This is a genomic window from Bacillus sp. es.034 (assembly GCF_002563655.1).
Taxonomy (GTDB): Bacteria; Bacillota; Bacilli; order Bacillales; family Bacillaceae_B; genus Rossellomorea.
On record NZ_PDIY01000001.1, the window covers coordinates 1,297,501 to 1,322,977 of the forward strand.

Annotated in this window: 21 protein-coding genes and 2 rRNA genes (1 of these 23 cut by a window edge); 16 read left to right on the plus strand and 7 right to left on the minus strand. The window is 44.8% G+C overall.

Going from position 1 to position 25,477, the window contains the following annotated elements:
• From ATG71_RS06660 to ATG71_RS06685, 6 genes are all read left to right on the plus strand, one after another.
• Positions 1 to 2,605: ribosomal RNA gene (locus ATG71_RS06660) — 23S ribosomal RNA — on the plus strand (it extends 331 nt beyond the left edge of the window).
• A gap of 102 nt (positions 2,606 to 2,707) precedes the next feature.
• Positions 2,708 to 2,824, plus strand: a 5S ribosomal RNA gene (rrf, locus tag ATG71_RS06665).
• A 259-nt stretch (positions 2,825 to 3,083) separates the two neighbouring features.
• The gene (locus ATG71_RS06670) at positions 3,084 to 3,920 is read left to right on the plus strand and encodes a tyrosine-type recombinase/integrase (protein WP_179886480.1); all 837 of its coding nucleotides are present in this window, start codon (positions 3,084 to 3,086) and stop codon (positions 3,918 to 3,920) included.
• Positions 3,921 to 3,926: 6 nt separating this feature from the next.
• On the plus strand, positions 3,927 to 4,370 hold the full coding sequence (locus ATG71_RS06675) for a hypothetical protein (protein WP_098438937.1): 444 nt from the start codon (positions 3,927 to 3,929) through the stop codon (positions 4,368 to 4,370).
• 118 nt (positions 4,371 to 4,488) lie between these two features.
• Entirely contained in the window at positions 4,489 to 6,297 is a 1,809-nt protein-coding gene (locus ATG71_RS06680) for a hypothetical protein (protein ID WP_098438938.1), read from the plus strand.
• Positions 6,298 to 6,479: 182 nt separating this feature from the next.
• A complete protein-coding gene (locus ATG71_RS06685) occupies positions 6,480 to 7,298 on the plus strand; it encodes an SGNH/GDSL hydrolase family protein (protein WP_098438939.1) in 819 nt (272 codons plus the stop codon).
• A 93-nt stretch (positions 7,299 to 7,391) separates the two neighbouring features.
• Here ATG71_RS06685 and ATG71_RS23675 read toward each other — a convergent pair whose 3' ends face one another.
• Positions 7,392 to 7,517 carry a hypothetical protein gene (locus ATG71_RS23675; protein ID WP_286162936.1) on the minus strand — a complete coding sequence of 42 codons (126 nt, stop codon included), beginning with the start codon at positions 7,515 to 7,517 and terminating at the stop codon, positions 7,392 to 7,394.
• A 235-nt stretch (positions 7,518 to 7,752) separates the two neighbouring features.
• Between ATG71_RS23675 and ATG71_RS06690 the strand changes: the two genes are divergently transcribed.
• From ATG71_RS06690 to ATG71_RS06715, 6 genes are all read left to right on the plus strand, one after another.
• Positions 7,753 to 9,378: a cell wall-binding repeat-containing protein gene (locus tag ATG71_RS06690; protein ID WP_098438940.1), complete on the plus strand. Its 1,626-nt coding sequence runs from the start codon at positions 7,753 to 7,755 to the stop codon at positions 9,376 to 9,378.
• A 307-nt stretch (positions 9,379 to 9,685) separates the two neighbouring features.
• Complete coding sequence (locus tag ATG71_RS06695; protein ID WP_098438941.1) at positions 9,686 to 12,748, plus strand: cell wall-binding repeat-containing protein; 3,063 nt, start codon at positions 9,686 to 9,688, stop codon at positions 12,746 to 12,748.
• Positions 12,749 to 12,994: 246 nt separating this feature from the next.
• Positions 12,995 to 13,543, plus strand: a complete 549-nt coding sequence (locus ATG71_RS06700) for a competence protein ComK (protein WP_179886481.1) — start codon at positions 12,995 to 12,997, stop codon at positions 13,541 to 13,543.
• A 225-nt stretch (positions 13,544 to 13,768) separates the two neighbouring features.
• Positions 13,769 to 14,671, plus strand: coding sequence for an N-acetylmuramic acid 6-phosphate etherase (murQ, locus tag ATG71_RS06705; protein WP_098438943.1), 903 nt, complete (start codon positions 13,769 to 13,771; stop codon positions 14,669 to 14,671).
• A gap of 94 nt (positions 14,672 to 14,765) precedes the next feature.
• Positions 14,766 to 16,124 carry a PTS transporter subunit EIIC gene (locus ATG71_RS06710; protein WP_483295300.1) on the plus strand — a complete coding sequence of 453 codons (1,359 nt, stop codon included), beginning with the start codon at positions 14,766 to 14,768 and terminating at the stop codon, positions 16,122 to 16,124.
• Positions 16,121 to 17,125, plus strand: a complete 1,005-nt coding sequence (locus ATG71_RS06715; RefSeq protein ID WP_098438945.1) for a MupG family TIM beta-alpha barrel fold protein — start codon at positions 16,121 to 16,123, stop codon at positions 17,123 to 17,125. Before ATG71_RS06710 ends, ATG71_RS06715 begins: the two co-directional genes overlap by 4 nt.
• Before the next feature lie 99 nt (positions 17,126 to 17,224).
• On the opposite strand, the gene ATG71_RS06720 is transcribed toward ATG71_RS06715, so the two are convergent.
• The 6 genes from ATG71_RS06720 to ATG71_RS06740 all read right to left on the minus strand — a co-directional run bounded on the left by ATG71_RS06720 (position 17,225) and on the right by ATG71_RS06740 (position 23,244).
• Positions 17,225 to 18,871, minus strand: a complete 1,647-nt coding sequence (locus ATG71_RS06720) for a M4 family metallopeptidase (protein ID WP_098438946.1) — start codon at positions 18,869 to 18,871, stop codon at positions 17,225 to 17,227.
• Between the two features lie 337 nt (positions 18,872 to 19,208).
• Positions 19,209 to 20,159 (minus strand): polysaccharide deacetylase family protein, encoded by a 951-nt coding sequence (locus tag ATG71_RS06725; protein ID WP_098438947.1) that lies wholly within the window; start codon positions 20,157 to 20,159, stop codon positions 19,209 to 19,211.
• Positions 20,156 to 21,502, minus strand: a complete 1,347-nt coding sequence (locus tag ATG71_RS06730; protein WP_098438948.1) for a glycosyltransferase family 2 protein — start codon at positions 21,500 to 21,502, stop codon at positions 20,156 to 20,158. Before ATG71_RS06730 ends, ATG71_RS06725 begins: the two co-directional genes overlap by 4 nt.
• A 5-nt stretch (positions 21,503 to 21,507) precedes the next feature.
• A complete protein-coding gene (locus ATG71_RS06735) occupies positions 21,508 to 22,347 on the minus strand; it encodes a glycoside hydrolase family 16 protein (protein WP_098438949.1) in 840 nt (279 codons plus the stop codon).
• Positions 22,348 to 22,547: 200 nt separating this feature from the next.
• The gene (locus ATG71_RS23680) at positions 22,548 to 22,682 is read right to left on the minus strand and encodes a hypothetical protein (protein ID WP_286162938.1); all 135 of its coding nucleotides are present in this window, start codon (positions 22,680 to 22,682) and stop codon (positions 22,548 to 22,550) included.
• 202 nt (positions 22,683 to 22,884) lie between these two features.
• Entirely contained in the window at positions 22,885 to 23,244 is a 360-nt protein-coding gene (locus tag ATG71_RS06740) for a DUF192 domain-containing protein (protein WP_098438950.1), read from the minus strand.
• 200 nt (positions 23,245 to 23,444) lie between these two features.
• Between ATG71_RS06740 and ATG71_RS06745 the strand changes: the two genes are divergently transcribed.
• The 4 genes from ATG71_RS06745 to ATG71_RS06760 all read left to right on the plus strand — a co-directional run bounded on the left by ATG71_RS06745 (position 23,445) and on the right by ATG71_RS06760 (position 25,447).
• Positions 23,445 to 23,600, plus strand: a complete 156-nt coding sequence (locus tag ATG71_RS06745; RefSeq protein ID WP_098438951.1) for a Flp family type IVb pilin — start codon at positions 23,445 to 23,447, stop codon at positions 23,598 to 23,600.
• A 73-nt stretch (positions 23,601 to 23,673) separates the two neighbouring features.
• On the plus strand, positions 23,674 to 24,186 hold the full coding sequence (locus ATG71_RS06750; protein ID WP_098438952.1) for an A24 family peptidase: 513 nt from the start codon (positions 23,674 to 23,676) through the stop codon (positions 24,184 to 24,186).
• Positions 24,183 to 24,536 (plus strand): TadE/TadG family type IV pilus assembly protein, encoded by a 354-nt coding sequence (locus ATG71_RS06755; RefSeq protein ID WP_179886482.1) that lies wholly within the window; start codon positions 24,183 to 24,185, stop codon positions 24,534 to 24,536. Before ATG71_RS06750 ends, ATG71_RS06755 begins: the two co-directional genes overlap by 4 nt.
• Entirely contained in the window at positions 24,536 to 25,447 is a 912-nt protein-coding gene (locus ATG71_RS06760) for a pilus assembly protein TadG-related protein (protein WP_179886483.1), read from the plus strand. Before ATG71_RS06755 ends, ATG71_RS06760 begins: the two co-directional genes overlap by 1 nt.
• Positions 25,448 to 25,477 lie beyond the last annotated feature (30 nt).

Here is a 25,477-nt window from a genome sequence, read left to right on the forward strand (position 1 = left end):
GAAGTAGACGAAGAAGTCTGGAAAGGCTCGTCAAAGAAGGTAACAACCCTGTAGTTGAAACTTCATTCCCTCTTGAGTGGATCCTGAGTACGGCGGGACACGTGAAATCCCGTCGGAAGCTGGGAGGACCATCTCCCAAGGCTAAATACTCCCTAGTGACCGATAGTGAACCAGTACCGTGAGGGAAAGGTGAAAAGCACCCCGGAAGGGGAGTGAAATAGAACCTGAAACCGTGTGCCTACAAGTAGTCAGAGCCCGTTAACGGGTGATGGCGTGCCTTTTGTAGAATGAACCGGCGAGTTACGATCCCATGCAAGGTTAAGTTGATAAGACGGAGCCGCAGCGAAAGCGAGTCTGAATAGGGCGATTTGAGTATGTGGTCGTAGACCCGAAACCAGGTGATCTACCCATGTCCAGGATGAAGTTCAGGTAACACTGAATGGAGGTCCGAACCCACGCACGTTGAAAAGTGCGGGGATGAGGTGTGGGTAGCGGAGAAATTCCAATCGAACTTGGAGATAGCTGGTTCTCTCCGAAATAGCTTTAGGGCTAGCCTCATGTGTAAGAGTCTTGGAGGTAGAGCACTGTTTGGACTAGGGGCCCTCATCGGGTTACCGAATTCAGACAAACTCCGAATGCCAAAGACTTATCCATGGGAGTCAGACTGCGAGTGATAAGATCCGTAGTCGAAAGGGAAACAGCCCAGACCACCAGCTAAGGTCCCAAAGTATACGTTAAGTGGAAAAGGATGTGGAGTTGCTTAGACAACCAGGATGTTGGCTTAGAAGCAGCCACCATTTAAAGAGTGCGTAATAGCTCACTGGTCGAGTGACTCTGCGCCGAAAATGTACCGGGGCTAAACGTATCACCGAAGCTGTGGATTGACACCTCTAGGTGTCAGTGGTAGGAGAGCGTTCTAAGGACTGCGAAGCTAGACCGTAAGGACTGGTGGAGTGCTTAGAAGTGAGAATGCCGGTATGAGTAGCGAAAGATGGGTGAGAATCCCATCCACCGAATGCCTAAGGTTTCCTGAGGAAGGCTCGTCCGCTCAGGGTTAGTCGGGACCTAAGTCGAGGCCGATAGGCGTAGACGATGGACAACAGGTTGATATTCCTGTACCACCTCTTTTCCGTTTGAGCAATGGGGGGACGCAGGAGGATAGGGTAAGCGCACTGCTGGATATGTGCGTCTAAGCAGTTAGGCTGATGATGAGGCAAATCCCATCATCGTGAAGGCTGAGCTGTGATAGCGAGCGAATTATAGTAGCGAAGTTCCTGATTCCACACTGCCAAGAAAAGCCTCTAGCGAGGAAAAAGGTGCCCGTACCGCAAACCGACACAGGTAGGCGAGGAGAGAATCCTAAGGTGAGCGAGAGAACTCTCGTTAAGGAACTCGGCAAAATGACCCCGTAACTTCGGGAGAAGGGGTGCTCTGGTAGGGTGCAAGCCCGAGAGAGCCGCAGTGAATAGGCCCAGGCGACTGTTTAGCAAAAACACAGGTCTCTGCGAAGCCGTAAGGCGAAGTATAGGGGCTGACGCCTGCCCGGTGCTGGAAGGTTAAGAGGAGTGCTTAGCGCAAGCGAAGGTGCGAATCGAAGCCCCAGTAAACGGCGGCCGTAACTATAACGGTCCTAAGGTAGCGAAATTCCTTGTCGGGTAAGTTCCGACCCGCACGAAAGGCGTAACGATCTGGGCACTGTCTCAACGAGAGACTCGGTGAAATTATAGTACCTGTGAAGATGCAGGTTACCCGCGACAGGACGGAAAGACCCCGTGGAGCTTTACTGTAGCCTGATATTGAATTTTGGTACAGCTTGTACAGGATAGGTAGGAGCCTTGGAAACCGGAGCGCCAGCTTCGGTGGAGGCATCGGTGGGATACTACCCTGGCTGTATTGAAATTCTAACCCGCGCCCCTTATCGGGGTGGGAGACAGTGTCAGGTGGGCAGTTTGACTGGGGCGGTCGCCTCCTAAAGAGTAACGGAGGCGCCCAAAGGTTCCCTCAGAATGGTTGGAAATCATTCGCAGAGTGTAAAGGCACAAGGGAGCTTGACTGCGAGACCTACAAGTCGAGCAGGGACGAAAGTCGGGCTTAGTGATCCGGTGGTTCCGCATGGAAGGGCCATCGCTCAACGGATAAAAGCTACCCCGGGGATAACAGGCTTATCTCCCCCAAGAGTCCACATCGACGGGGAGGTTTGGCACCTCGATGTCGGCTCATCGCATCCTGGGGCTGTAGTCGGTCCCAAGGGTTGGGCTGTTCGCCCATTAAAGCGGTACGCGAGCTGGGTTCAGAACGTCGTGAGACAGTTCGGTCCCTATCCGTCGTGGGCGCAGGAAATTTGAGAGGAGCTGTCCTTAGTACGAGAGGACCGGGATGGACGCACCGCTGGTGTACCAGTTGTCTTGCCAAAGGCATCGCTGGGTAGCTATGTGCGGAAGGGATAAGTGCTGAAAGCATCTAAGCATGAAGCCCCCCTCGAGATGAGATTTCCCATCACGTAAGTGAGTAAGATCCCTAGAAGATGACTAGGTAGATAGGTCAGAGATGGAAGCATGGCGACATGTGGAGTTGACTGATACTAATCGATCGAGGACTTAACCACAAAGAGTCATATTTATATGAACAACAATTGGTCGATATTCGGCTTTCTTGACATCAATTCTTTATCTAGTTTTGAAGGAACAATCCTTCAATTAAATATTCGTCTGGTGATAATGGCGAAGAGGTCACACCCGTTCCCATGCCGAACACGGAAGTTAAGCTCTTCAGCGCCGATGGTAGTTGGGGGATCTCCCCCTGTGAGAGTAGGACGTCGCCAGGCAAATGTGAAAAGAGTAGCTCTTAGGAGTTACTCTTTTTTGTTCGTTGCCGCATGATAAATCACAAGCCCGCATGAAAGACTCCTACCCCGCACGATTATCATAAAACTGGCACGATCCCTCTCAAATCCCGCATGATTCCTAAATTCAACCAATAATCCCCTCCCCACTCCAACCTCTTACATTCGGAGAAGTTGACTTCTTCTTCTATAAGCTCTACGATAATAGTAAATAGAGGATTGATTCGAAAGGGTGGTACTCTTGCAGGGATCTGGCACTACGATTGATCAGTTTTTAACATGGCTTGAACATGAAGGGAAATCATCAAATACCATCTCGACTTACCATCAGGAGCTTAGGAAATATGAGAAGTGGCTTCAAGAGAATCACAGAGAACTAGTGGATATTACTCATCGTGATGTTCAGGAATACATTTTATTTTTAGAAGAGAAGGGGAAGAGCCCGATCACGACGGATAAAATTTTGGGAGTGATCCGTACTTTTTCTAAATTTCTAAAGAAACCTGATATTACGTTTGATATAAAGATTAAGCAGGGAACCAAAAAGGATGAAATAGAATCACTTTCTAAAGAAGATTGTGAGGCACTTTTAACAGAAGTAAGAGAAAGTACAAATGAAAGAAATGTAGCGATTGTATATATGCTGCTTCATACGGGTATACGGGTATCGGAGCTTTGTGCACTTGATATAGCTGATATTGATTTGGAAACGAAGCAGGTAAGCATTTCGGATACTCATGGTGCTCACCGGATTATTCCCCTGTCGGAAGAGGTGGTGCACTCTCTTTCTGACTACATGGAGGCTGTCCAGCCACAGTCCGCGTTGTTCGTTTCAAAAACGAATGAGCGATTAACCGAGAGATCGGTCCAGTATATGCTTAAAAAATATCACACCAATGCCCAAAAGCTGCGTCATACATTTTGCCAGCATCTTATCGATCAAGGGGTCAGTCTTGAAATCGTGTCTAAGCTTGCGGGTCACAGGGACATTAATGTGACGAAAAGGTATGCGAAGTCACGGGTATCAGAAACGGAATTTGAACATGCAATCCGACGCACTTTTTCAAAGGATTGCTGACGACTCATGAAGGATCTTTATAATAAAGCATTAGCAACTATTATCTCGCCTCTGTTTTTTGCCCTGTTTATGGGGTGGGCTTTACATACACCAATGGATGAAAGAGAATATGAGTGTTGTTATATGAATGTTAGTGAAGGGTTTTTCATGACGATCATGCCTGCCATACCCATGTATATTGTGTTTGGCCTATTAGGTGCCTATCTCGTTGATAAGGGGACTGACGCTCTCAAAATCAAGCGTTACCTATATTTGTTCCAGCTATTGATGTACACGTTACTGGCCATTCTACCCGGCATGTTTCTTGCCATTGCATCAGAGGGATTTGGATGGATATTTATTTTTAGCCTTTTTAGCGTTCCTGCTTCGCTTATTTACTATCATATCTTTCTCTTCCTTCACCACTTCGAAAAATGGAGAAATTCACGAAGAAAACGGAAGGCAGCATAATGAGTTGGGAATTTCCGCAAACCGGAGATTCCTTTTTTCATTGATCTGCCATTTTGCTCCAACGAATAATGATATAATTGGTATTCTACTATCTTGTTTTTAACTATTGGGAGGATTTATGTTCACGTCTATACTATTATTATTCTCGGCCCTTCTTTCCCTCGCTGGATGGGGAATGTTTTCTCTCTATAAGATGAGAGTTCATCCTGCCTTTATTCCTTTATTTCTATTTTCAGTTGTCACGACGGTACTGTTCTGTGCCGGGTTGATTCATCATATGCCATTGGCAGCGAATATCATTTATTATTCAGGTTTAGTATTATGTTTGATTTATTTCATATTATTCTTTTTTAAGAAGATCCAGTTGCAGAGTTTGCTGCATCCTTCGCTAATCTTTTTTTTCGTGGCCTTTCTATTTGTCATGCTTTATATGAAAGGGTCCCTTTTTTTAAACTATGATGATTTCAGTCATTGGGGACTGGTGCTGAAGGAGATTGTAAGACTTGATGGGCTGCCGGATGCCAGTACGCTGGTGACGTTTCAGAACTATCCGCCTGGAAGTGCCGTGTTCATTTATTATTTCCTCCACCAATTGGGGTTTCATGAAAGTGTGGCCCTGATGGCACAGGGATTCATGACGATGGCTGGCTTCACCGTGCTCTTCACATGGAGCTCGGGGAAAAAGCCATGGACAATCATCCTTCCATGGGTGATTGCCTTTACTCTCTTATTGGTGAATGCGAAAATCTTCTACAGTTTACTGGTGGATATTATTCTGGGGTCAGTGGCTTTGGCAATTCCTATTATCGCTTATTATTACCGTAAAGATTGGAAGAGACTGCTGCTTGTGAATCTTCCGATTGTGATTTTCTTAATTTTGTTGAAAGATAGTGGAAAGGTCTTTCTGCTATTTAACGGGATTGCTATGTTAGGGATCCTGATTGCCTCTCACCGGGAGGGAATTGTAAAGAGGATCGATATGGTCATGCCTTATGCTTCACTCTTACTACTGATGGTGCTTCCTTTAGTCGTGAATGTGTTTTGGCACACGTATACGTTGCATGCGTATAGTGAGAGTTACGGAAATAATAAGTTTGCCATTACGGAAGATAAGCTGCAGGGTATCGAGAAGTCGGAGCAGTTTATGGCTGGCTTCGACAGAATGATGCTGGACGCGGCGTTGAATCCTATGTCGTCGCCTCATGTCATGCTATTATTGGTGGTCAATCTGATTGCCCTCCTGTTAATGGTCCGCTTGAAGCGCAAAACCCCTAATGAACTGGTGGCTTCGTTTGTTCTGTCCAATCTCTTTTATGTGCTCTATATGTGTTCCCTTTATTATATGTATGTCTTTCTGATGCCTGAGAATGAAGCATCAAGGCTTGCAGGCTTCAACCGCTATCAGTCTACCATCACCGTGTATGCAGGGGGCATGCTCATGATGGTGGTTGCTTATGTATGGTCCAATTATGTGAAATCTTTTAAAAAAGTAACGGGCTTTCTACTGGCAGCCTGTTTCCTCCTCCCCTATCTGGGGCATTTGGAAGTCTTGGTGACGAGGCCTGAAGCGCATGTCGAGCTTAGGGGTGCCGTGAAAGAGTACTCTTCTGTGATTAAAACATCCGGGGTATCGAACCCCATGATTACCTATTATAGTCCCGGAAGTGCCAGTGATGGAGGGTATTTCAGCTATTTGATCCGGTATGAACACTTGTCGAAGAACTATTCTTTCATCAAGGGGGCCGAAACCGAAAGTCAACTCTCTTATTTGAAGGAAGTATTGAGGAAATCGGATTTTCTGATGGTGCTCGAAGGTGACGAATATATACAAGCTGGATTAGCCCCGTATGCTGAAAATGAGATTTCCGAAGGTGTGTACCGTGTTAAGCATAAGAATGGGATGTTTGAATTGGTGCCTGAGCGTTAGTGACATGGAGTCTATCTATTGAAAATAGATAGGCTCTTTTTTTGATGTGAGTTGTGTAAAACCAATGGAAAACGTGGTATTTTGTCGTAACTTTTCGAACCGTCATCTACACGTATATACAAATTCTGTAATCTATCTGCTCTATCATATGACTCATAGACTTTACGTTATGGGGGATGAGGATGAGAAAGTTTTTGTTGGGGGTTTTGGCCATTGTTACATTATCTACATTGGCTGGAGGGAAATATCATTGGGATCAAAGAGTCGAGGCCGTTCAGTTTAACGGTCAAACAGAAGAGGTAGTCAGCGTGCAGAGGGATGGTCCGGAAGAAAAGAAAGAGAAGAAAGAGAAGGCAGAGGAAGATAGAAAGAGACTGGTAAAACTGGATAAGCTTAATTATCTTCCGCCGGAGTTAAAGAAGACGTTCCAGAAAAAGATTGAAAAGAATGAATCCGTGCACCTGATGATCCTTGGTTCTTCCTCTACTTCCGGGGATGATGGGGCATGGCCGAAAGAACTGGAAAAGGCGCTTCTCGACACGTACGGTCAGGATCTGATAAAGGTGACATTAAAAGAAATCGCCGAAAAGACTTCACAACAGGTTGTGAAGGAGGGAATATATAAACCACTGGCTGAAATGAAGCCGGATATTCTTTTGCTGGAACCCTTTTTACTGTATGACAATGGGGAAATAAGGATGCCGGAACGCCTTCAGAATCTTGAGACGATCCTTTCAGATTTCAAGAAACAGAATCCTGAAATCACCTTCATCATCCAGCCGGCCAATCCCATTTCGGGTGCCTACTATTATCCTCAGGAAGAATCTGATCTGGAGAAGTATTCGAGAGAGAGAAAATATGTGTATCTTAACCACTGGGATGCATGGCCGGATGACAAAAGTAAAGATTTAAAGGACTATTTAACAGATGAAAATATACCTAATGAAAAAGGAAATAAGGTGTGGCTTGATTACTTGATGAAGTATTTTATAAGGGAATAAGCCCCCCGTGGTCTTCAATCCATAGCGGTTGAGGGCTTTTTTTAATGAATAAAAGGGCATTCTAAACAAACTGAGGAAAACAGCGGGAGTGAATCACGTAATTACCTTTGATTCATGATAGTGTAATTTGCGGATCAGGTGTTCTTTCAGCTTTTCATCAAGACAATCTTGGATCAGGGTGTAGTAGTAAGTGGCGAGAAACTTATGGATCATCTTCATTTCGATCTTCACTCCCCTTATACTTGATTCATTTATTTTCCCCTATAAAGGGTTTCGAATATATAGGGATTGTTGTTTATTTTTATTACAAAATTTGCAGTTGGAACTGTGGGATATGACATTTCTCCTCCAAAAGGATGGGTTTGCAGGTTTTGTCGATGAAAAATAGGAGGAATATCCTACCGTTTCGGCCAATACCTATAGTTGGATTGCCAAAATAGAGAGGAGAACCATTTTGAAAAAAAATCTGAAACGTTCTTTGAAAGTGTTAACTGGAGCAATGACTGTGGCGTTAATGGTGGCACCGACGACAACTCTTGCTGAAGTGAAAGAGGAGCAGACGTATGTAGATTATCTGGCTTTGGGAGATTCGTTAGCGGCAGGGGTATTGTATGACAATTCCCTCGGTAAGGGATATCCCGATTTCCTTGCAGATGAATTTAAGGAAGACGGCTTTCAAGTGGATTTCAACAAGAGCTTTGCGGTTCCGGGTTATACGTCTAAACAAGTCTTGGCGGACATACAGGATCCCACTAAAGGGTTACAAAAAGAAATCATGGAAGCCGATACCATTACACTGGACGCCGGTGCCAATGACTTATTGCAGTTGATTGAACAGAAGGATGGCAAGATTTCCATTGATCCTGTAAAAGTGCAGGCCGCCCTGAAGGAAGTCGGGGTGAATCTTGCCACCTCTTTTGGGATCATCCGTCAATTAAATCCTGACGTACCCGTGTATGTCATGGGATACTATAACGCATTCCCTTACTTGCCACAAGAAACCCAGGCACAATTAAAGCCTGCTTTAGATGGATTGAATCAAGCGATCCAGGCAGCGAGTGTGCAGGGTGGAGGAGAATTTATACCCGTTGAAGAAGCGATGACCGATAACTTCCAGGTGAAACTGCCGAACCCGCAAAATGTCCACCCGAGTGAAGCGGGATATGAAGCCCTGGCCGGGGAATTCTGGAAGGTCATGGATCCTGTCAATGATATAGTGGGGAAATCCACGGCTCGTTTATTCGGTCAGGATCGTTACGGAACCGCGGCTGAAATCTCAGAAGAAAGCTGGGAGTCTGCCGGAACCGTCATCATCGCAAGAGGGAACGAGTACCCTGATGCACTGGTCGGGACGCCACTTGCCTATCAATTGGAAGCCCCGATCCTGTTGACCAATGGAGCCGGCTTATCCGATGAAACGGTAGAAGAAATCGGTCGTCTCGGAGCAGAGCATGCCGTGATCCTTGGCGGAGTGGGAGCCGTACCGGAGAAGATCAAGGCGGAGCTTGAAGATCTGGGACTCAACGTGGATCGGATCGGGGGAGATGACCGGTTCGAAACGGCTGCGTTCGTTGCGAATGAATTGGGTTATTCAGATACGGCAGTGGTGGCGTATGGATATGACTTCCCAGATGCCCTGGCCGTTGCTCCGTATGCTGCCCAACAAGGGTATCCGATTTTGTTGACAGAGACCATGTCGGTTCCCGAAGCTACAGGATTCGCCCTTCAGGATGTCGAGAACACCTATGTGATCGGGGGAGGTGGTGTCATCAGTGAAGATTTATTTAAAAACGGAGAACGTTTGGCCGGTGACACGCGTTATGATACAGCCGCCGCCATCTATAAAGAGTTCCAGGGTCCAACCAACTATGCCGTAGTCGCAACTGGCCAGGATTTTGCCGATGCACTTACGGGGTCAGTCTTTGCGGCAATCAATGAGGTTCCTTTACTGCTGGTGAAAAAGGATGACCTGCCTCACCAGACAAAAGGTTTAGTGATGGAAAACGGACTGAAGCACTTCATGGTATTAGGTGGGGAAGGCGCCGTTGAGAGCGGTGTGGTTGAAAAGTTAGTGAACTAAAGATTTTTAAAAGGTTATTAAGAGTCCTGGACTATTTTTAAATGGTCCGGGGCTTTTTTATATTAAACGATCGTTTAACGGAGCTATCATTGCTGTGAAAGGGTTTAATTTGACTAATCAAACATTTGTTTAATTATTTTAAGCATATGACGGCTGACATTATTTCTAGAGAAAATCATCTTGAAAGTTTCCATTTTCTATATCAAAACCATATAATATTTTCCTTAAAATATAAAATATTTCCAATTTAACCTTTCTGTGGTTTAATAGATTTTGTAGTTCATTTTATTAATAAGTGGAGGTTCTAATGAAAAGGAAGATTCGTAGTTTAGTAGCTTTGGTTTTCGTTTTTTCGCTTATCTTCAGCCAGTTTTCCGTGATGGAAGCAGGGGCGGAAGAGTCCGGTGTACCGAATGAAGAAGGGACGTTGACGATCGGGACCCCTGTCGATGGGGAATTCGAAGCATCAGAGACCGTTCATTGGTATAAGGTCGATCCATCCGAAAGGGAAATCGCCGACTATACTCATTTACGGGTAAAGCTTCAGTCTGAAAGTGAAGTAAACGTAACGATTTATTCAAGTTTGGAAAATGCCATCGACAATCGTGCTTTTGACCGCTATATGAGCTACTCCTATGAAAACGAACCAGCGATCATCGACTTCCCGATCTCTTGGGTAGGTCCTTATTACATTAAGATTGAATCGTATGGGATGGAAGAAGAGTATGCCGAGTTCGAAGAAGAAATGGACGATATGGTGACTCCGTACACAATCAGCTATGATGGCGTGACGCTGCCTCCATCTGACGAAGCCATCGCTGAGGAATGTCCGGCGGAGTTAAGTACGAAAGAAAGAGAAAATGGAAAAAGTATTTTAAGAGATTTACGTACCGTTCGTGAAACGGTTTTAGCGAAAACGGAAAATGGCCAAGATCTATCGGCTCTTTATTACAAAGCCGCTCCTTTCATCAGCTCGAAAATGGTCTTCAGCAAAGGGCTGCGTGATGATGTTTACCGTGATCTTGTTCAATTAAAGGACTTGTTTGCCGATGTTGCAAAAAATGGCAGTGCGAGTTCATATACAATCACGAAAGAAGATCAGAAAGCAATCAATGATCTATACAACCATGCACTTGACTCGACTCCGGAGTTCATCCAGGAGAAAATCGAAAGCAAAGGCAAAACCGTCGGGATTTCGAACCTGACGAGTAAAACGGTTTCTTCGATACTGGCGAAAGCGGGACTTTCCCCTGTTAAGTCAGCGGGTGAAGAAACGCGCTTGATTGTGAAGCTGAAAGATAAAAAGGCCGCAGCAACGATCCAGGGGAAAACGAAATCAATGGATGTGCTATCCGTTTCTCCGTTAAAGTCGAAGGATGCGTTCTTCTCTAATATGTATATAGTAGAAGGAAAGGCATCTACCGCTTCAGTACAAGCTGCTTCAAAAGAGATCTCACAGCTTGATGATGTAGAGTTCGTTGAACCAGTCCAGCAGTATAAGGCTTTATCAACGGATGCTCAATATCCGTACCAATGGTCCCTTGATAACAAAGGAGACAACGGTGGGACACCAGATGCCGATATTCAATACGAAGAGCTTCAAGAACTTCTTAAGGATAAAAATCTTAAGGATACGGTCATTGCAGTAGTCGATACTGGAGTGGATCACACCCTTGCCGATCTAAGCAATGCTGTCCTGAAAGATGAAGGCTATAATTTTGTAGGCCGTAATTCGGATGCCACGGATGACCACGGCCATGGAACACATGTATCGGGCATTATCGCAGCAGAGGCGAATAATCACTATTCCATGGCAGGAATCAACCCTCATGCGAAGATACTTCCTGTTAAAGTACTTGATGCTTCAGGAAGCGGTGATACGGAACAAATCGCTTACGGAATCAAATATGCCGTCGATCACGGAGCACAGGTCATTAATTTAAGTCTTGGCGGTTCATATAGCCGTGTCATCGAGTATGCGCTGAAATATGCCCATGACCACGGTGTGACCGTCGTAGCCGCAACCGGTAATGACGGGATGGAAGGCATTTCTTACCCCGGCTCCTCAAAATATGTCGTGTCTGTCGGGGCGACGAATAATATGGATCTTGTCTCGGATTACTCAAACTTTGGAAATGGAATCGATCTTGTGGCACCTGGGACGAATATCCCAAGTCTTATGCCCGATGGAAACGTAACGTATATGAGTGGAACGTCCATGGCGACGCCTCACGTGGCGGCGGTAGCCGGTTTGCTGCTATCCCAGGATGACGGGTTGACGCCTGCTCAAGTAGAAAGGGTATTAACAAGGACAGCCCTTGATATTTCGTTCAGTGAAGAAGATAACCCGGGTGATGGTTACTACTACGAAGAGGAGTATCCATACCCTGCAGAAATGGTCCTTCCGGGATATGATACTGTATCCGGCTGGGGGAGACTGGATGCTTTAGGTACCGTGACAGGGATTGCTCAAGCGAATATTGGCACGGAACGGATCTTCGGAAGTGATCGTTATGAAACGGCCGTGAAGATTTCAAGTAAAGGCTGGGAGCAATCGGATGTAGCAGTTATCGCGACGGGACGTAACTATCCGGATGCACTAAGCGCCACACCGCTTGCTTATCACCACGATGCACCATTACTCTTAACCAATACTTCAACCCTTCCTAAGTCGGTGAAGGACGAAATGAAGCGCCTGAAAGTGAAGAAGGTGCTACTGGTTGGAGGGAAATCGGTCATTACGGCAAATGTCGAAAAAGAAGTGAAGGATTTAGGAATCAAGACGGTTTCTCGCATCAGTGGAGCCGACCGTTACGAAACGTCCGTGAAAATCGCTGAGCAATTAGGCTTCACGGATCGGGCAGTCGTGGCAACCGGCCAAAGCTTCGCAGACGCCCTTTCCATTGCCCCGATAGCGGCTAGATTGGAAATGCCGATTTTATTAACATCGAAGCACGGCACACCTGATTCTGTTCAGAGTTATATTGAAGAAAGCATGTTCGAGCAGTTCTATGTTATCGGCGGTGAATCGGCCATTCCGGAAATGGTGGCTGAAGAGTTCATGAACTATGAACGATTGAGTGGAAGTGACCGTTATGAAACGAATAGCAGCATCATCAGCTATTTCGCCGGCGAACTGAACATGACCACACCTTTCATTGCAACTGGAAAGAACTATCCGGACGCACTTGCCGGTTCTGCCCTGGCAGCAGTAGAAGGAAATCCTGTCGTTTTGACTCATCCGAAAGAGGCACAGTTTACAACGATGGATACCCTTGCTATGTTCGCTCCTGTTACGGATCAGTATTATATCCTCGGTGGGGAAGGAGCCATCTCGGATTCGGTGGTTGAATCACTCTTAGCACAATAAAATAGTAATCCTCAATTGATATCTTCATGTATCAATTGGAGGATTTTTTTTTGCTTGCATAAGCATTCTTTCGACACTATCTCCCAGGAAATAATCCATTTCCTCAAATTGTGAGATTTTTCTCAAAAAATAACAAATATAAATGGAAATATTCTAGAATTGGTATATAATAGTAATAAAGTCTCATATCTAAGAAGATTCTGATAATAGAGGCTTATGAAAAAAGGAAAAAGGATGGTGTTTGATTTGAAAGGTTTAAAAGAGATGGTTACTCGTAGGACTGTGGCAATTTGTCCAGCGTATGATGGGGTTCATCAGTCGGTCCTCCATGACTTTGATAGGAGAAAGACGCACAGTGAAAAATCCTCCATGGAAATTCTGGACGAATCCTGTATGACTTACAGGTCTACGTACGATGGAAGGATCAAAGCCGTCCGGCATGCATTTGACTACCTAAGAAAAACACCTCTTATGATCTGCCCGCAGCAATACATCTATGCGATACCCACCATGGCCCCAACCGAATTTGAATGTATGTGGCTTTTCTGTCAGCATATACAATCCACCTCTACCAGAGAAGGAAAAACCTATGTGCATTTCACAAACGGAGAACAGCTTGAAATCAACTGTTCAGAAAGTGTCATCACCAAGCAAAGGGAGAGGGCAGCCATCACCATGACCCACTTCTCCACCATCCCGTCCATCTCATCCATGAACCGCAACGAAACCGGACTCCATCTCCCTGGATTCCACTCACCCTATCACAACCTGGACGAACTCGGCGCAGATCTCTGAGGGACGGACCTCTAACTGAATATCAAATAACAGGAGTAGGAAACGTGTTCCAACTCCTATTTGTCGTTCATTGAAATAGAAAACTTCCCCACTATTCCCATCAAAAACAATGGTCTAATCTAAAATTTAATTTCATATAATACAAAATGTAATTGAAATATTATTTTAAAAACGAGTATAATAAAATTAATGAAAACGCATACAGATTTCTGGGAGGAATGACTTGTGAAAGAAGATAATGTTTTTGAATTATCAACAGAGAAGGTGAATCAGAATACGCTCGGGATCGATACAGCGAGTACCGGCGATATTCTTCACATGATGAATGAGGAAGATCAAAAGGTGGCGGAAGCAGTCCGGCTCGTCATCCCCAAAATAGAAGAAGTAGTCGATAAGGTCGTGGCATCCATCTCTCAAGGCGGAAGATTGATTTACATGGGGGCCGGCACCAGCGGAAGGCTCGGTGTCCTGGATGCGGTGGAATGCCCGCCGACGTTCAGCGTGGACAGTGACGTCGTCGTCGGGTTGATTGCAGGCGGTGAAAAGGCGTTCGTGAAGGCTGTGGAAGGAGCCGAAGATGATGAGGGGTTAGGCGTATCGGATCTGAAAGGAATCGAGCTGACTCCTAAGGACACGGTTGTCGGGATCGCAGCAAGCGGACGTACCCCTTATGTCATCGGGGGACTGAAATATGCAAGGGAGCTAGGTGCGACGGCAGTGGCTCTTTCCTGTAATACAGGCTCGAAAATTTCTGCCGAAGCGGGGCTTGCCATCGAAGTGGATGCAGGTCCCGAAGCACTGACAGGATCCACACGGTTAAAAGCGGGTACGGCTCAGAAAATGGTGCTGAATATGATTTCCACAGCAAGTATGATCAAGCTGGGAAAAGCCTACGGCAACCTGATGGTGGATGTGAATATCAGCAACTACAAGCTTGAGCAGCGGGCGATCGGCATCATCGAGAGCATCACGGGGGCTGATAAAGAAACGGCAGCAGCGACATTGAAGAAGGCGAATAACGAAGTGAAACCTTCTATTGTGATGATTACCCTCGGCTGCGGGTACGAAGAAGCGAAGAATCGCCTGGAAGATGCCAACGGATATGTCCGGCTGGCCATTGAAAAATAGTCTATTTGTATAGGGGTACCTGTCCCCTCCCATTCATAGACATTAAATGGGGGGAAGAATCAATAGAAAGAAGGAACGAAAGGGGAAGGTGAAATTGACGAATAAAGAACTGGCTGGAGTCCTGTTGGAACGGTTTGGCGGTGCTGATAATATCGCAAGCTATGAACATTGTATGACGAGATTAAGAGTGAGAGTGTACAACGAAGACCTCATTCAGATAGCAGAAATCAAAAAAACCGAGGGTGTCCTCGGGTTCGTGGAGGATGAAACATACCAGGTCATTCTTGGACCGGGTAAGGTCAATAAGGTGACGGAAGAATTCGGGAAGCTCGTTGCCTCCACAAAAGGGGATCTTGACCTGAAGGCACGTGCAGCAGAGCAAAAGGCTGACCTGAAGAAAAAGAACGCGACGCCATTCAAGCTGCTGCTAAGACGCGTGGCGAATATCTTCATTCCCCTCATCCCTGCGCTGATTGCGTCAGGGTTGATTACCGGATTCACGAAGTTCTTCGTGCAGGCAGGCTTGCTGAACGGGGAATCCCAGCTGGTCATGATGCTTTCCATCATCGGAAGTGGATTATTCGGGTATCTTGGCATTCTTGTCGGGATGAATGCGGCGAAGGAATTCGGCGGATCGGCGGCACTCGGTGGTTTAGCCGGGATTCTGATCATCAATCCCGCGATTGGTGACGTGACACTGTTCGGAGAAAATCTGCTGCCTGGACGGGGCGGGTTGATCGGAGTTTTGATTGCAGCCATCTTCATGGCGTTTGTTGAAAAGAACGTTCGAAAGGTCATTCCTCAGGCGGTCGATATCATTGTGACGCCGACGATAGCGTTACTCGTTACAGGTTTATTGACGTATACGGTATTTATGCCTGTTGGTGGTTTTATTTCAGACATTATTACAAATGGTCTTCTTTCTCTTATTGACATGGGCGGCCTTGTTGCAGGATTCGTCCTTGGCGCAACCTTCCTGCCACTCGTTGTGACAGGCTTGCATCAAGGGTTGACGCCTGTGCATTTGGAACTGATCAATACGATTGGGGACGATCCGCTATTGCCGATCCTTGCCATGGGTGGAGCCGGTCAGGTCGGGGCGGCATTTGCCATCTTCATGAAAACGAAAAAGAAGAAGCTTAAGCGGGCAATCGGCGGGGCGCTTCCTGCCGGGATGCTTGGAATCGGTGAGCCATTGATTTTCGGTGTCACCCTTCCATTAGGAAGACCGTTCCTGACGGCTTGTTTAGGAGCAGGCTTCGGTGGAGCATTCCAGGCGTACTTCGATGTGGCAACGTTCGCCATCGGGGTTTCCGGTCTGCCGTTGATCTTCTTAGTCAACGCTGGAGAAATTCTCTACTATACTCTTGGACTATTGATTGCCTATGCAGCAGGATTTGCATTGACGTACCTGTTTGGATTCAAGGATGAAATGGCGAGTGAGTTTGAATGATCGGAATTTCCGTCTATCTGTCAGATGAAGATGCCTCGGCGTCCGGTGTCAAACTCGCTTTTACCTCCCTTCATATCCAGGAAGAATCAGGCATAAGTCCTGAGCGGGTAAGGGGGCTCCTGTCCCTTTTTAAAAGGGAAGGATTCCAGGTATTTGCCGATGTGTCGAAGAAGACGCCTCCTATGCTTGGGCTTCATCACTTTGAAGAACTGAAGGAACTGGGTGTCACGTCCCTGAGACTGGACGATGGATTCACGACGGATGAAATGCTCGGGCTATCCCGTCATTTTCGGATCGCCATCAATGCCAGTACCGTTGAAGAAAAAGAACTGCAGCGGTGGATCGATTGCGGCCTGGAAACAGGAAACATGATTAGTTGGCATAATTTTTATCCGAAACCGGAAACGGGTCTGGATGAGGAGTATTTCCTGAAGCAACAAGACTTGTATGATAGGCTCGGAATTCCTGTCTATGCGTTTATACCAGGAGATGAAAAAAAGCGGGGTCCCCTCCATCTAGGGCTGCCTACACTCGAAGATCATCGCGGCCAAAGTCCTTATGTCAGCGCCGTTCAGTTGAAGCGGTGGGGTGTGACTGGAGTCTTTGTCGGCGATCCTGGGTGTTCGGGGGAACTGCTTCGAAAGCTCCATCACTTTGATCAGGAAGAGGTCATCGAGCTCTCTTACGAGGGTAGCGGTGAAATCGAAGGGGAGTATCAGCTCCGGCCGGATCCTGGTCGGGACGTACTCAGGTTGCTTGATACAAGGACGAAGGATGAGGTGCCTCCCCTTGATACAGTGGAAAGGCCGCGTGGTTCGATTACACGGGATAATGATCTGTATGGACGGTATAGTGGGGAAGTGCAGATTGTTCGGAATGACCTATTGAGAAATCCTGCTGTGAACGTGATGGGGAGAATCCGCGAAGAAGATCTTGATCTGATAGGATTATTTGAACCAGCTCAAAAGATACGCTTTAAAAGAGGGACGGACCTCATTTAGTGTCGTCCCTGTCATAAGTATTTCCATTAATGATTCATCAAATGAGAACAATAAAAAGCATGAAGAGGATGATCTTCATGCTTTTTTAAATGTCCTATGTTACTCCATAATTCCAACAGAATCAAAGCCTGCAGCCGCAGCTTCTGACTCTGCGCTGCCTTCTCCATATAAATCGACAGCAGATTGAATGATTGCTTGACGGGCAGCGCTGAAATCAGACGTAGGCGTCAAATAAACCGTCAATGCCCGGTAATAAATTTTCCCGAGCTTTTCACGTCCAATATCCTGAGCTGTCAGGTAAGCAGCATGATTGATAATCGAAGAGTTTATATGAACACCCCCATTGTCCAAAGACCGGGGAAGATCATAAAATTCATCCATATGCGAAGGATATTTGCCTTCACCATTTCCGTACTCTACATATTTTGCTCCTACTGGATACTTGCTTGGGTCACTTAAACTGCGAAGAGATTCTCTTCCGTCTGCTTTGGCAGCTGGAGCCATAATATCTTCACCGAGCTCCCAGTTCTCATCATCTATCAATGCACCGAAAATGTCTGCGTAAGCTTCATTCAGCGCACCTGATTGATAACGGTAAAGAAGATTTGCCGAATTGGAAATGACCCCATGAGTCATTTCATGGGCCGCCACGTCCAGACCGGCAGACAATGGAATCATAAATTCTCCATCCCCGTCCCCATACGTCATTTGTCGCCCGTTCCAGAAGGCGTTGTTGTAATTTGTTCCATAATGAACATAAGATACGATTGCCATACCCTTATCATCAAGGGAGTTTCTACCGTGCTCATTAAAGTAATAATCATAGACCTTCTCTGAGTTATAATGGGCATCCACAGCAGGACGATCGTAACTTGCTTTAAAGGAAGCATCCTTATTGGAGAATAATTCTCTCGAAGGGTAATCATATGTTAAGATTCCCTCCAAGTTCTCATGACTATAATCTGCCATTTGGAACCCGGTACCTGAATGCGGTTCCTTTACTTGTGAAATATGTAAAAGACGATGTTCACCTAATACCCCGGTTCCTGTCCCTGTTTGGGTTTTGATCTCATCGGCATGCATGATCCCATTATATTGGTCTATTACTTCCCCGCTTTTGGCATCCACGAACACAAACCAGTTACCAGGTTCTTCACCCAAGAAGTTTACATTCACTTTATAGGCAATATGATTTTTTCCCTCCAACGGATAAACCACAAGTTCCGATGTCGGAGTGTACTCCGTTTTTTCTGGGGCATGAACAGAGTTTTTGGCTGATTCTATTGCTTCTTTACTCGTAACGAGTGTAGCTGTATTCAGTTCATTCGTTTCCACTTGCTTATTATATGAACCATTTACGGCTATAATTTCATTGTTTTTATTATAATGAACGATGATTTCAGATCCTTCAACAGGTAGTCCATTCTTTGTTTGATGGAATCGGACATGAGTCATTCCGAGCTCATCTTTCTTTGATTCCCTTACTTCTAAACTGAATTTGGGATTCTTTATTCCGACCTTACTTTTATGTTGATCTAAATAGTTAATGGCATCATTCGAATTAGCTGCAAGACGTGACTGCTTTTCTTTTACAAAAAGAGGGACATTGGCCTTTTCGTTCCAAACTTTTGAGGTTGTATTTATTGTGTGTTCTTGAGGTTGGACGGCAAGGGCATCACTGGACGGAAGGGCAGCGGAAAAGAGAGTGGTGGAAAGGATTATTGGTGCGATTAGTATTTTTTTCAATTTTTTTCCTCCTTTAATAGCTTACGTATAAGTATAGAGAGGAAGGAAAATAATTACATGATTCATATTTATTATCTTAAAAGTCTGAAAAAATAGGTATTTTTTGGTAGTTAACGGATGATTTTTGGGTATATCTGAGTGTTTATCTCTCTTGACTCTCCCAAATTAGCTTTTTCAAATAATAGAAATGACCTGGTTTAAGTCGAATGAACAAGAATGCTGGTTGTTTTGTGGAAAAGGAAGAGAGGGATAGAAAAAAGGTTATTTGTGTAAAAAGTAGGAGTGAAAAGATAGTGAAGAGGAAATCCTGCCTTTAGATCGAGACAGGATTTATTCATCACTGATTAACATAGTTTTTAAATTGTTTCATGGTGACAGAATGAAAGATTTGATATCTTGGAATCTCATATATGTGAGATTCAGGGGTAGCTAAAGCTTCTTCGGTAGTGAACGCCATTTTGAAACCAAGTTCTTTCAGGATATTGATAGTGTCGGGTGAATATTCTCCATAAGGATAAGCGAAGGCGAGATTCTCACCTTCTAAATGAAAGAGGCTTACCCCTAAATCTTTTTTTATTGCCTTTCGCGGCTTTGACAATAAATAAGGTGTGAGTGCGCCATTCTTTTCATGATCCCGTTTATGAAGGTTATAGGTGTGACTCTCATATTGAAATACATCGCATGCCTTTGTGAGCTCTTTAGTGCTGAAGTACTGGACATAATCCGGGGTGTATGGCTGAATGCGGTTGGAAATGGATCCGGTGATCAAGAAGCTTGCAGCTTGAAAACCATACTCTTTCAATATGGGATAGGCTTCGACATAATTATCTTTATACCCGTCGTCAAAGGTTATGACGACACTTTTCTCGGGAATCTTCATATCCCGGGATAAAAAGGAATAAAGCTCCTCCAGTGTCAATGTCACAAAACCATTTTCTTTCAGGTATTTCATTTGATTTCGGAAATTCTCCGTCGTCACGATCATCGGATTAATTTCATCATCGATGTAGTGGCGTTTTGACAGGTCTTTTTTTTCTGTAATACGGTGATACGTCAGGACGGGGATGCTTTTTGCTCCTTCTCCCTTCACAGAAAATGAACGGATCTCCTGCTCTGACCCCTTGATACAGGCATCAAGGCCAAGTTCTTTGTTTTCAGGGTAGGCACCTTTGTACTCTTTGGCCAGGAGATCATATTTGTTGATGAAGAACCCGAATCCTAGGAATATAAAGCTGACAAGAAAGAGAAATCCAAAGGCAAAAGTGACTTTCATGATAAACTGCTTCATGCCCTTTTTTCTCCCTTCCACCCTACAGATCCGGATCGCTCCAGCTTATCCCACGCCTGAGGCTTGTAGAAATAAGATAATGTCCCATACACAACAAAGGCCAGGTTAATCATTCGGTAAATAAAGATTTCAAAAGGGAGGAAGAGCAGGATGCGCCCAATATCTTTTTTTGAAAATGTAATGTTATGCAGATGACAAATATAAATCGTTGTAATGCTTTGGTACATAAAAAGGAAAACCGCCGTAAACCCGAGTAGGATCAATAAAATGAAGTTTCCCCTGTTCATCAAGAGCACAAAGGGAGTGATGATGACCGGGAAGGCGTTGAGAGTGCCGATCAGAAACTGATCCAGGAGAAAGAAGATAGAGAAACGTTTTGAAAATTTGTGAAAATAACATCTGCGATAGTGAACGAGGCAATCAATAAAGGCCTTCTGCCACCGGACCCTTTGTTTGAACATATCCCTGAATGTACTGGGGCATTCCGTATAACAGATGGCACCCGGGGCAAAGGCAATCTTCTCTTTTCGTCCGTTTTCTTCGATCCACTTATGGAGCTTTAAGGTAATATCCATATCCTCTCCGATTGTGCTCCGGAACCCTTTGATTCTAAAGAGGGTCCCCCTCCTGAAGGCTCCAAAAGCTCCAGCAATCACCGTTATGGCACCGACAGTGGCCTGAGCCCGTTTATGAAGGAAGAATGCAGTTAAATATTGGAGGAACTGGTATCTTATAATGCCGCTTACCTGAAAGGTAGGTCTTAATTGATGCAGTTCACCCGTGAATGCCTGAGCTATCATGACGTTTCCACCCGAGGCGATGACTTCCCTTTCTTGGAAAACAGCATTCATTTCTGATAAGGCATTCGTTTCCAACATACTGTCTGCATCGAGGGTAATGACAATCTCATTTTTGCTAAAATTGATTCCGGCATTGAGTGCATCTGCTTTCCCACCGTTTACCTTGTCCAGTACGAAGATGCCGGAATATTTAGCAGAACGATAGACATTGAGTATTTCCTTATGCTTCAGTCTGCTGTCTACAGGTCGATAATATGCCTTCAAATCAAGGGTTTGATTCAATACCTCGAGGGTTTGGTCTATGGACCCGTCATTGACAATGACGAGCTCGGCACCACGGTGATCCTGATGAAGAAAACCTTGTATACAATTCCCGATCACCTTGTCTTCGTTATAGGCAGGGACAATGACAGAAAAGCTGTGATTCTTAAAGACGGCCTTTTTCTTCTTTTTTTCATTCTTGAAAATAGGAATGATGATATATACGGTCTGGAACAACACAAAAGCGATGAATATAGCGAATGTGAGATAGAGAAAAAACATAGCATTTATCTCTCCTTACTGTTTGCTTGATAGACCCTTACATAGTCGATCAGAAATTCTTTTGTGGAGCTATCATTAGGATCCGGTGGACCGGGCCACGTTCCGCCAATGGCTGTATTTATATAAAGAAATAAGGGGGTGTCAGGTGAATACATTTTCGTTTCAAAAACGACTTCACCATCAAGGGTCCACGAAATGTTATCCTTCTCCCAAATCAATCCATACGTGTGAAAGTCATCAGAAAAATTGGTTTCGCTAATGTATGTTGAGTAGTCTCTCTGTTTTTCTCCATTTGAATCTGTCCAGTGAACGACAAAATAAATTTCATTCGGCACCTGTCCGATATTTTCCATGATATCAATCTCAGGAAGCCATTTTTCACTATTGGAATTTACGAGCCATAAAGCAGGGAAAATTCCAGTTCCTTCAGGGATCTTTGCCCGTATTTCCACTTTTCCGTAAGTGAATTCAAAGAGATCTTCTGTGGTGATGGCCCCGGATGTGTAGTTTCTCTCTTTGAACCGTTCTTTTTTAGATTGTATAACCAGATGTCCATCCCTGATTTTCAGATTGTCAGGAGAGTAGTATTGTAACTCTTCATTCTTATCTGAAGCCCAATCCTGCAAGTTCCACCTGCTTTTGAAATCATAGCTGTCAAAATCATCGTTCCATACTAATGACCAGGGGCTTTCTTCTTTTTCTTCTGCCGATAACGCCTTTGGGGGAAGTTCCACTTCTCTTTTCATCACTTCACTTTCCTTTGTTCCCCCTTCCGTACTTTCGAATTTTTTCTTTACGGAATCAAGAAGATCTTCTTGATTAGAACAACCCGAGACTGTGAGCATCGCCAGTAATATCCCTGCTATTAATCGAATCGTACTTCCCCCTTTTTAGAGAATAAGGATATTTCCCCTTTATTAAGAACATCTTGACGCAATCCTTGGAGAATGCATTTGTTCTGTATTGAGAACAATTGTAACAAAAAAAAATAAAGGGGTAAAGAATAAACAAGTCATTGTGAAAGTAAATTTGTTTTCCCCCATATTTAATGAGTGTTGAATGTCTTCCACTGGTCGTACTCATGGATGGCCATTCCACCAAAACCGGATTGACCGGCATACCATTTGTTCGATATCCAGTTGAGCACCGTGAAATCTCTCCATTTCATCTGCTTCATCATTGAAATCCAACCTGATCCCTTGTTTCAACGGGTTTTGTAAAGAAAAAAAGACAGGTCACGACGAAGGTGATGAAATAGGTTCGTTTCTTCACTTTCCATGCTCCTTATTTGAAAAAAGATACATTATCATGCTCTCCACCAATTTTCTTCGGCAAACATGATGATCACTATAGACTATGTAAAAACACAAGAAAAGAGCCGGTCAGACCGGCTCTTTTCTTGTGTTTTTAATGATTTGTCCTTCCTTTATTCCAAGTAGCTTGATACTGCCTGCAGGGAGCTCTAAAACAGAATGTGCCTGTTTGACGGGGGAGGTTATTTTCCAGGGCTGTAAGTCTGGCACGAGTTTGATCACTTTTTGTTCTCGATCGAGGAATGCTGCGTCAATGGGGAAGTTCATAAAGAACATATGAATGGAGTTGCAAGGAATGATCCAGAGCCCTTCTTTTTCCAGGGGGCGCCTTCTAAACATCAACCCCTTTAATCTGGAGGAAAAGCGATCGGCCTTCTTTAATGAATAGGGAATTATTTGATATAAAGTGGTTTCCTCCGAGTCTTTCATCCTATCTCTCCTTTAAAAATATAAAGATAGACCTACTATACATCAGAAAACGATTGGTTCTCAATAGCGAATTATGTCGATTTTTTTATAAGCTAAGACTATTTACATGTTCATTATAATGAACTATTATGAGTGTACGAGGTAGTTCTTAAAAAAGAACAACCGGTAAAATCTAATGGACATAAAGGGAGGAAATACAAATGGTAAACAAAATGAGGCAGTTAGTGATGGAAGAGGAAGGGCAAGGGTTGTCGGAGTATGGGTTGGTGTTAGCTGGTGTAGTGACAGTAGTTGCTGCAGCAATAGTTTTATTAAGAACAGAAATTACTGATTTATTTACAAACCTCTTACCTTAATATACTTAGTTTCTACTATTTCTCAAGCCTTATTCCCAAATGAGGCTTGAGATTAAAAACGAGGTCGATTCCATTGATTATCTATACAACTCTCAGTCTGTTATTAGGCATATCCCTAATAACAGACATCAAAAATAGAAAAATATTAAACGTTGTCACTTTACCCACTATCCTAATCGGCCTCCTATTCCATTCCATTACACAAGGATGGAATGGATTTTTTTTTAGCGGTGCGGGCTTGCTGATGGGGATCGGAACACTGCTTATTCCGTTCTTACTTGGCGGCATGGGGGCAGGGGACGTGAAGCTGATGGGTGCGGTCGGGGCCCTGATGGGACCTGTGTTCACTCTAAAAGCATTTGTTGTCGTGGCCCTTATAGGAGGTTTGATTTCTTTGATCCTGATCATGAAGAAAAATGGCCTTATGGATTCTCTTAGAAGCTTATATCTCTTCCCGGTTTTGTTATCAGGAACAAAAGGAATGATTCACTTGAAGCCTGACGCGAAATCGTCCATTGCCTTTCCTTACGGTGTCCCGATCGTCATTGGAACGTTAATGACAGTGGTTTGGGGTGTTGTCTCTTGAAAAGTGAAAAAGGCCAGTCTCTTGTGGAATTTGCGTTTGTGCTGCCGCTCCTTTTATTGCTTATCTTTGGGATTGTTGATTTTGGAAGGTACTTCCACGCTGCGTTAACGGTGGACCATGCCGGCCGTGAAGCGGCGAGGGCTGCCAGTGTAGGAAAGAGTGATGTGGTGGGGGTTGCTGTGAGGAACGGTTCGAGCATCGGTTTGAGTGCCGGGCAGGTACAGTTTTCGAAATCCACAGAGGAAGCTACCGTTCGCATCGTCTACCCGGTCACATTTATTACACCTGTTATAGGATCCCTTGTTGGAACTTTACAAGTGGAAGATACCACAGTAATGAGGATTGAATGATGATGAGCCGATTAAAATCTCTATTGATGAATGAACAGGGAAATATAGCGGTGACGGCAGCCTTATTTATGGTCGTTTTGTTAGGGATGGTGGGGCTTGCTTTGGATGGGGGAAAGATTTATGCCGAAAAGAGCTCCCTGCAAAAAGCCCTGGATGCCTCCGTTTTAGGGGGAGTACAGGTCATTGCCAGTAAAGGGGAAGCAGAAGCGGTCACAGTGGCGAAAAACCTTGGAGCCAAAAACGGCCATTCCCTCGTTGGAGGTACATTTTCCACTACCGGCAAATCGATAAAAGTCAGTCAGGAAGTGAAGGTTCCACTCACATTTGCCAGGTTTCTGGGTTTCAACGAAGCGACGGTTTCCGCTTCTGCCAAAGCGATTGCGGCGCCTCTGAAGAAAGGGATGAGGATTACCCCGATTGCGGTGGAAAAGGATTCGTTGCCATCTAATACGGAATTGAAATGTGAGAATACCGGAAAAAATCATGGAAACTGCGGCTACCTAGCCTTCGACGGCAGAGGGGCAAGCAATCTTAAAGACAATATCATAAACGGGGTGGAAGTTTCGGTTGGGGAACTTGGGACGGTTGAAACCGAGCCGGGACAGAAGTGGGGACCCGTTCAGGATGCCTTTGAAACCCTGATCAGCCGTGACGCCGGTAAGCCCCATTGTCAAAGCGCTGCTACGGCCGACAAACAATGTGCCCGTGTCATTTATATCGTCGTCATCGATACATGGGAAGGGGTTAATGGCCGGGATACAGTAAATGCTGTGGGATTGGCGGCCTATTGGCTGGAAGGCATGCCTGAGAAGAAAAGGGTAACAGGTAAGTTCCTTAAAATGGTCACTCAAGGAGATAGTGATGAATCGGCCCCTGATTATGGGTTATATGGTGTGAAATTGGTTGAGTAAACTCTTTATTACTAGTAGCGGGAGGATATT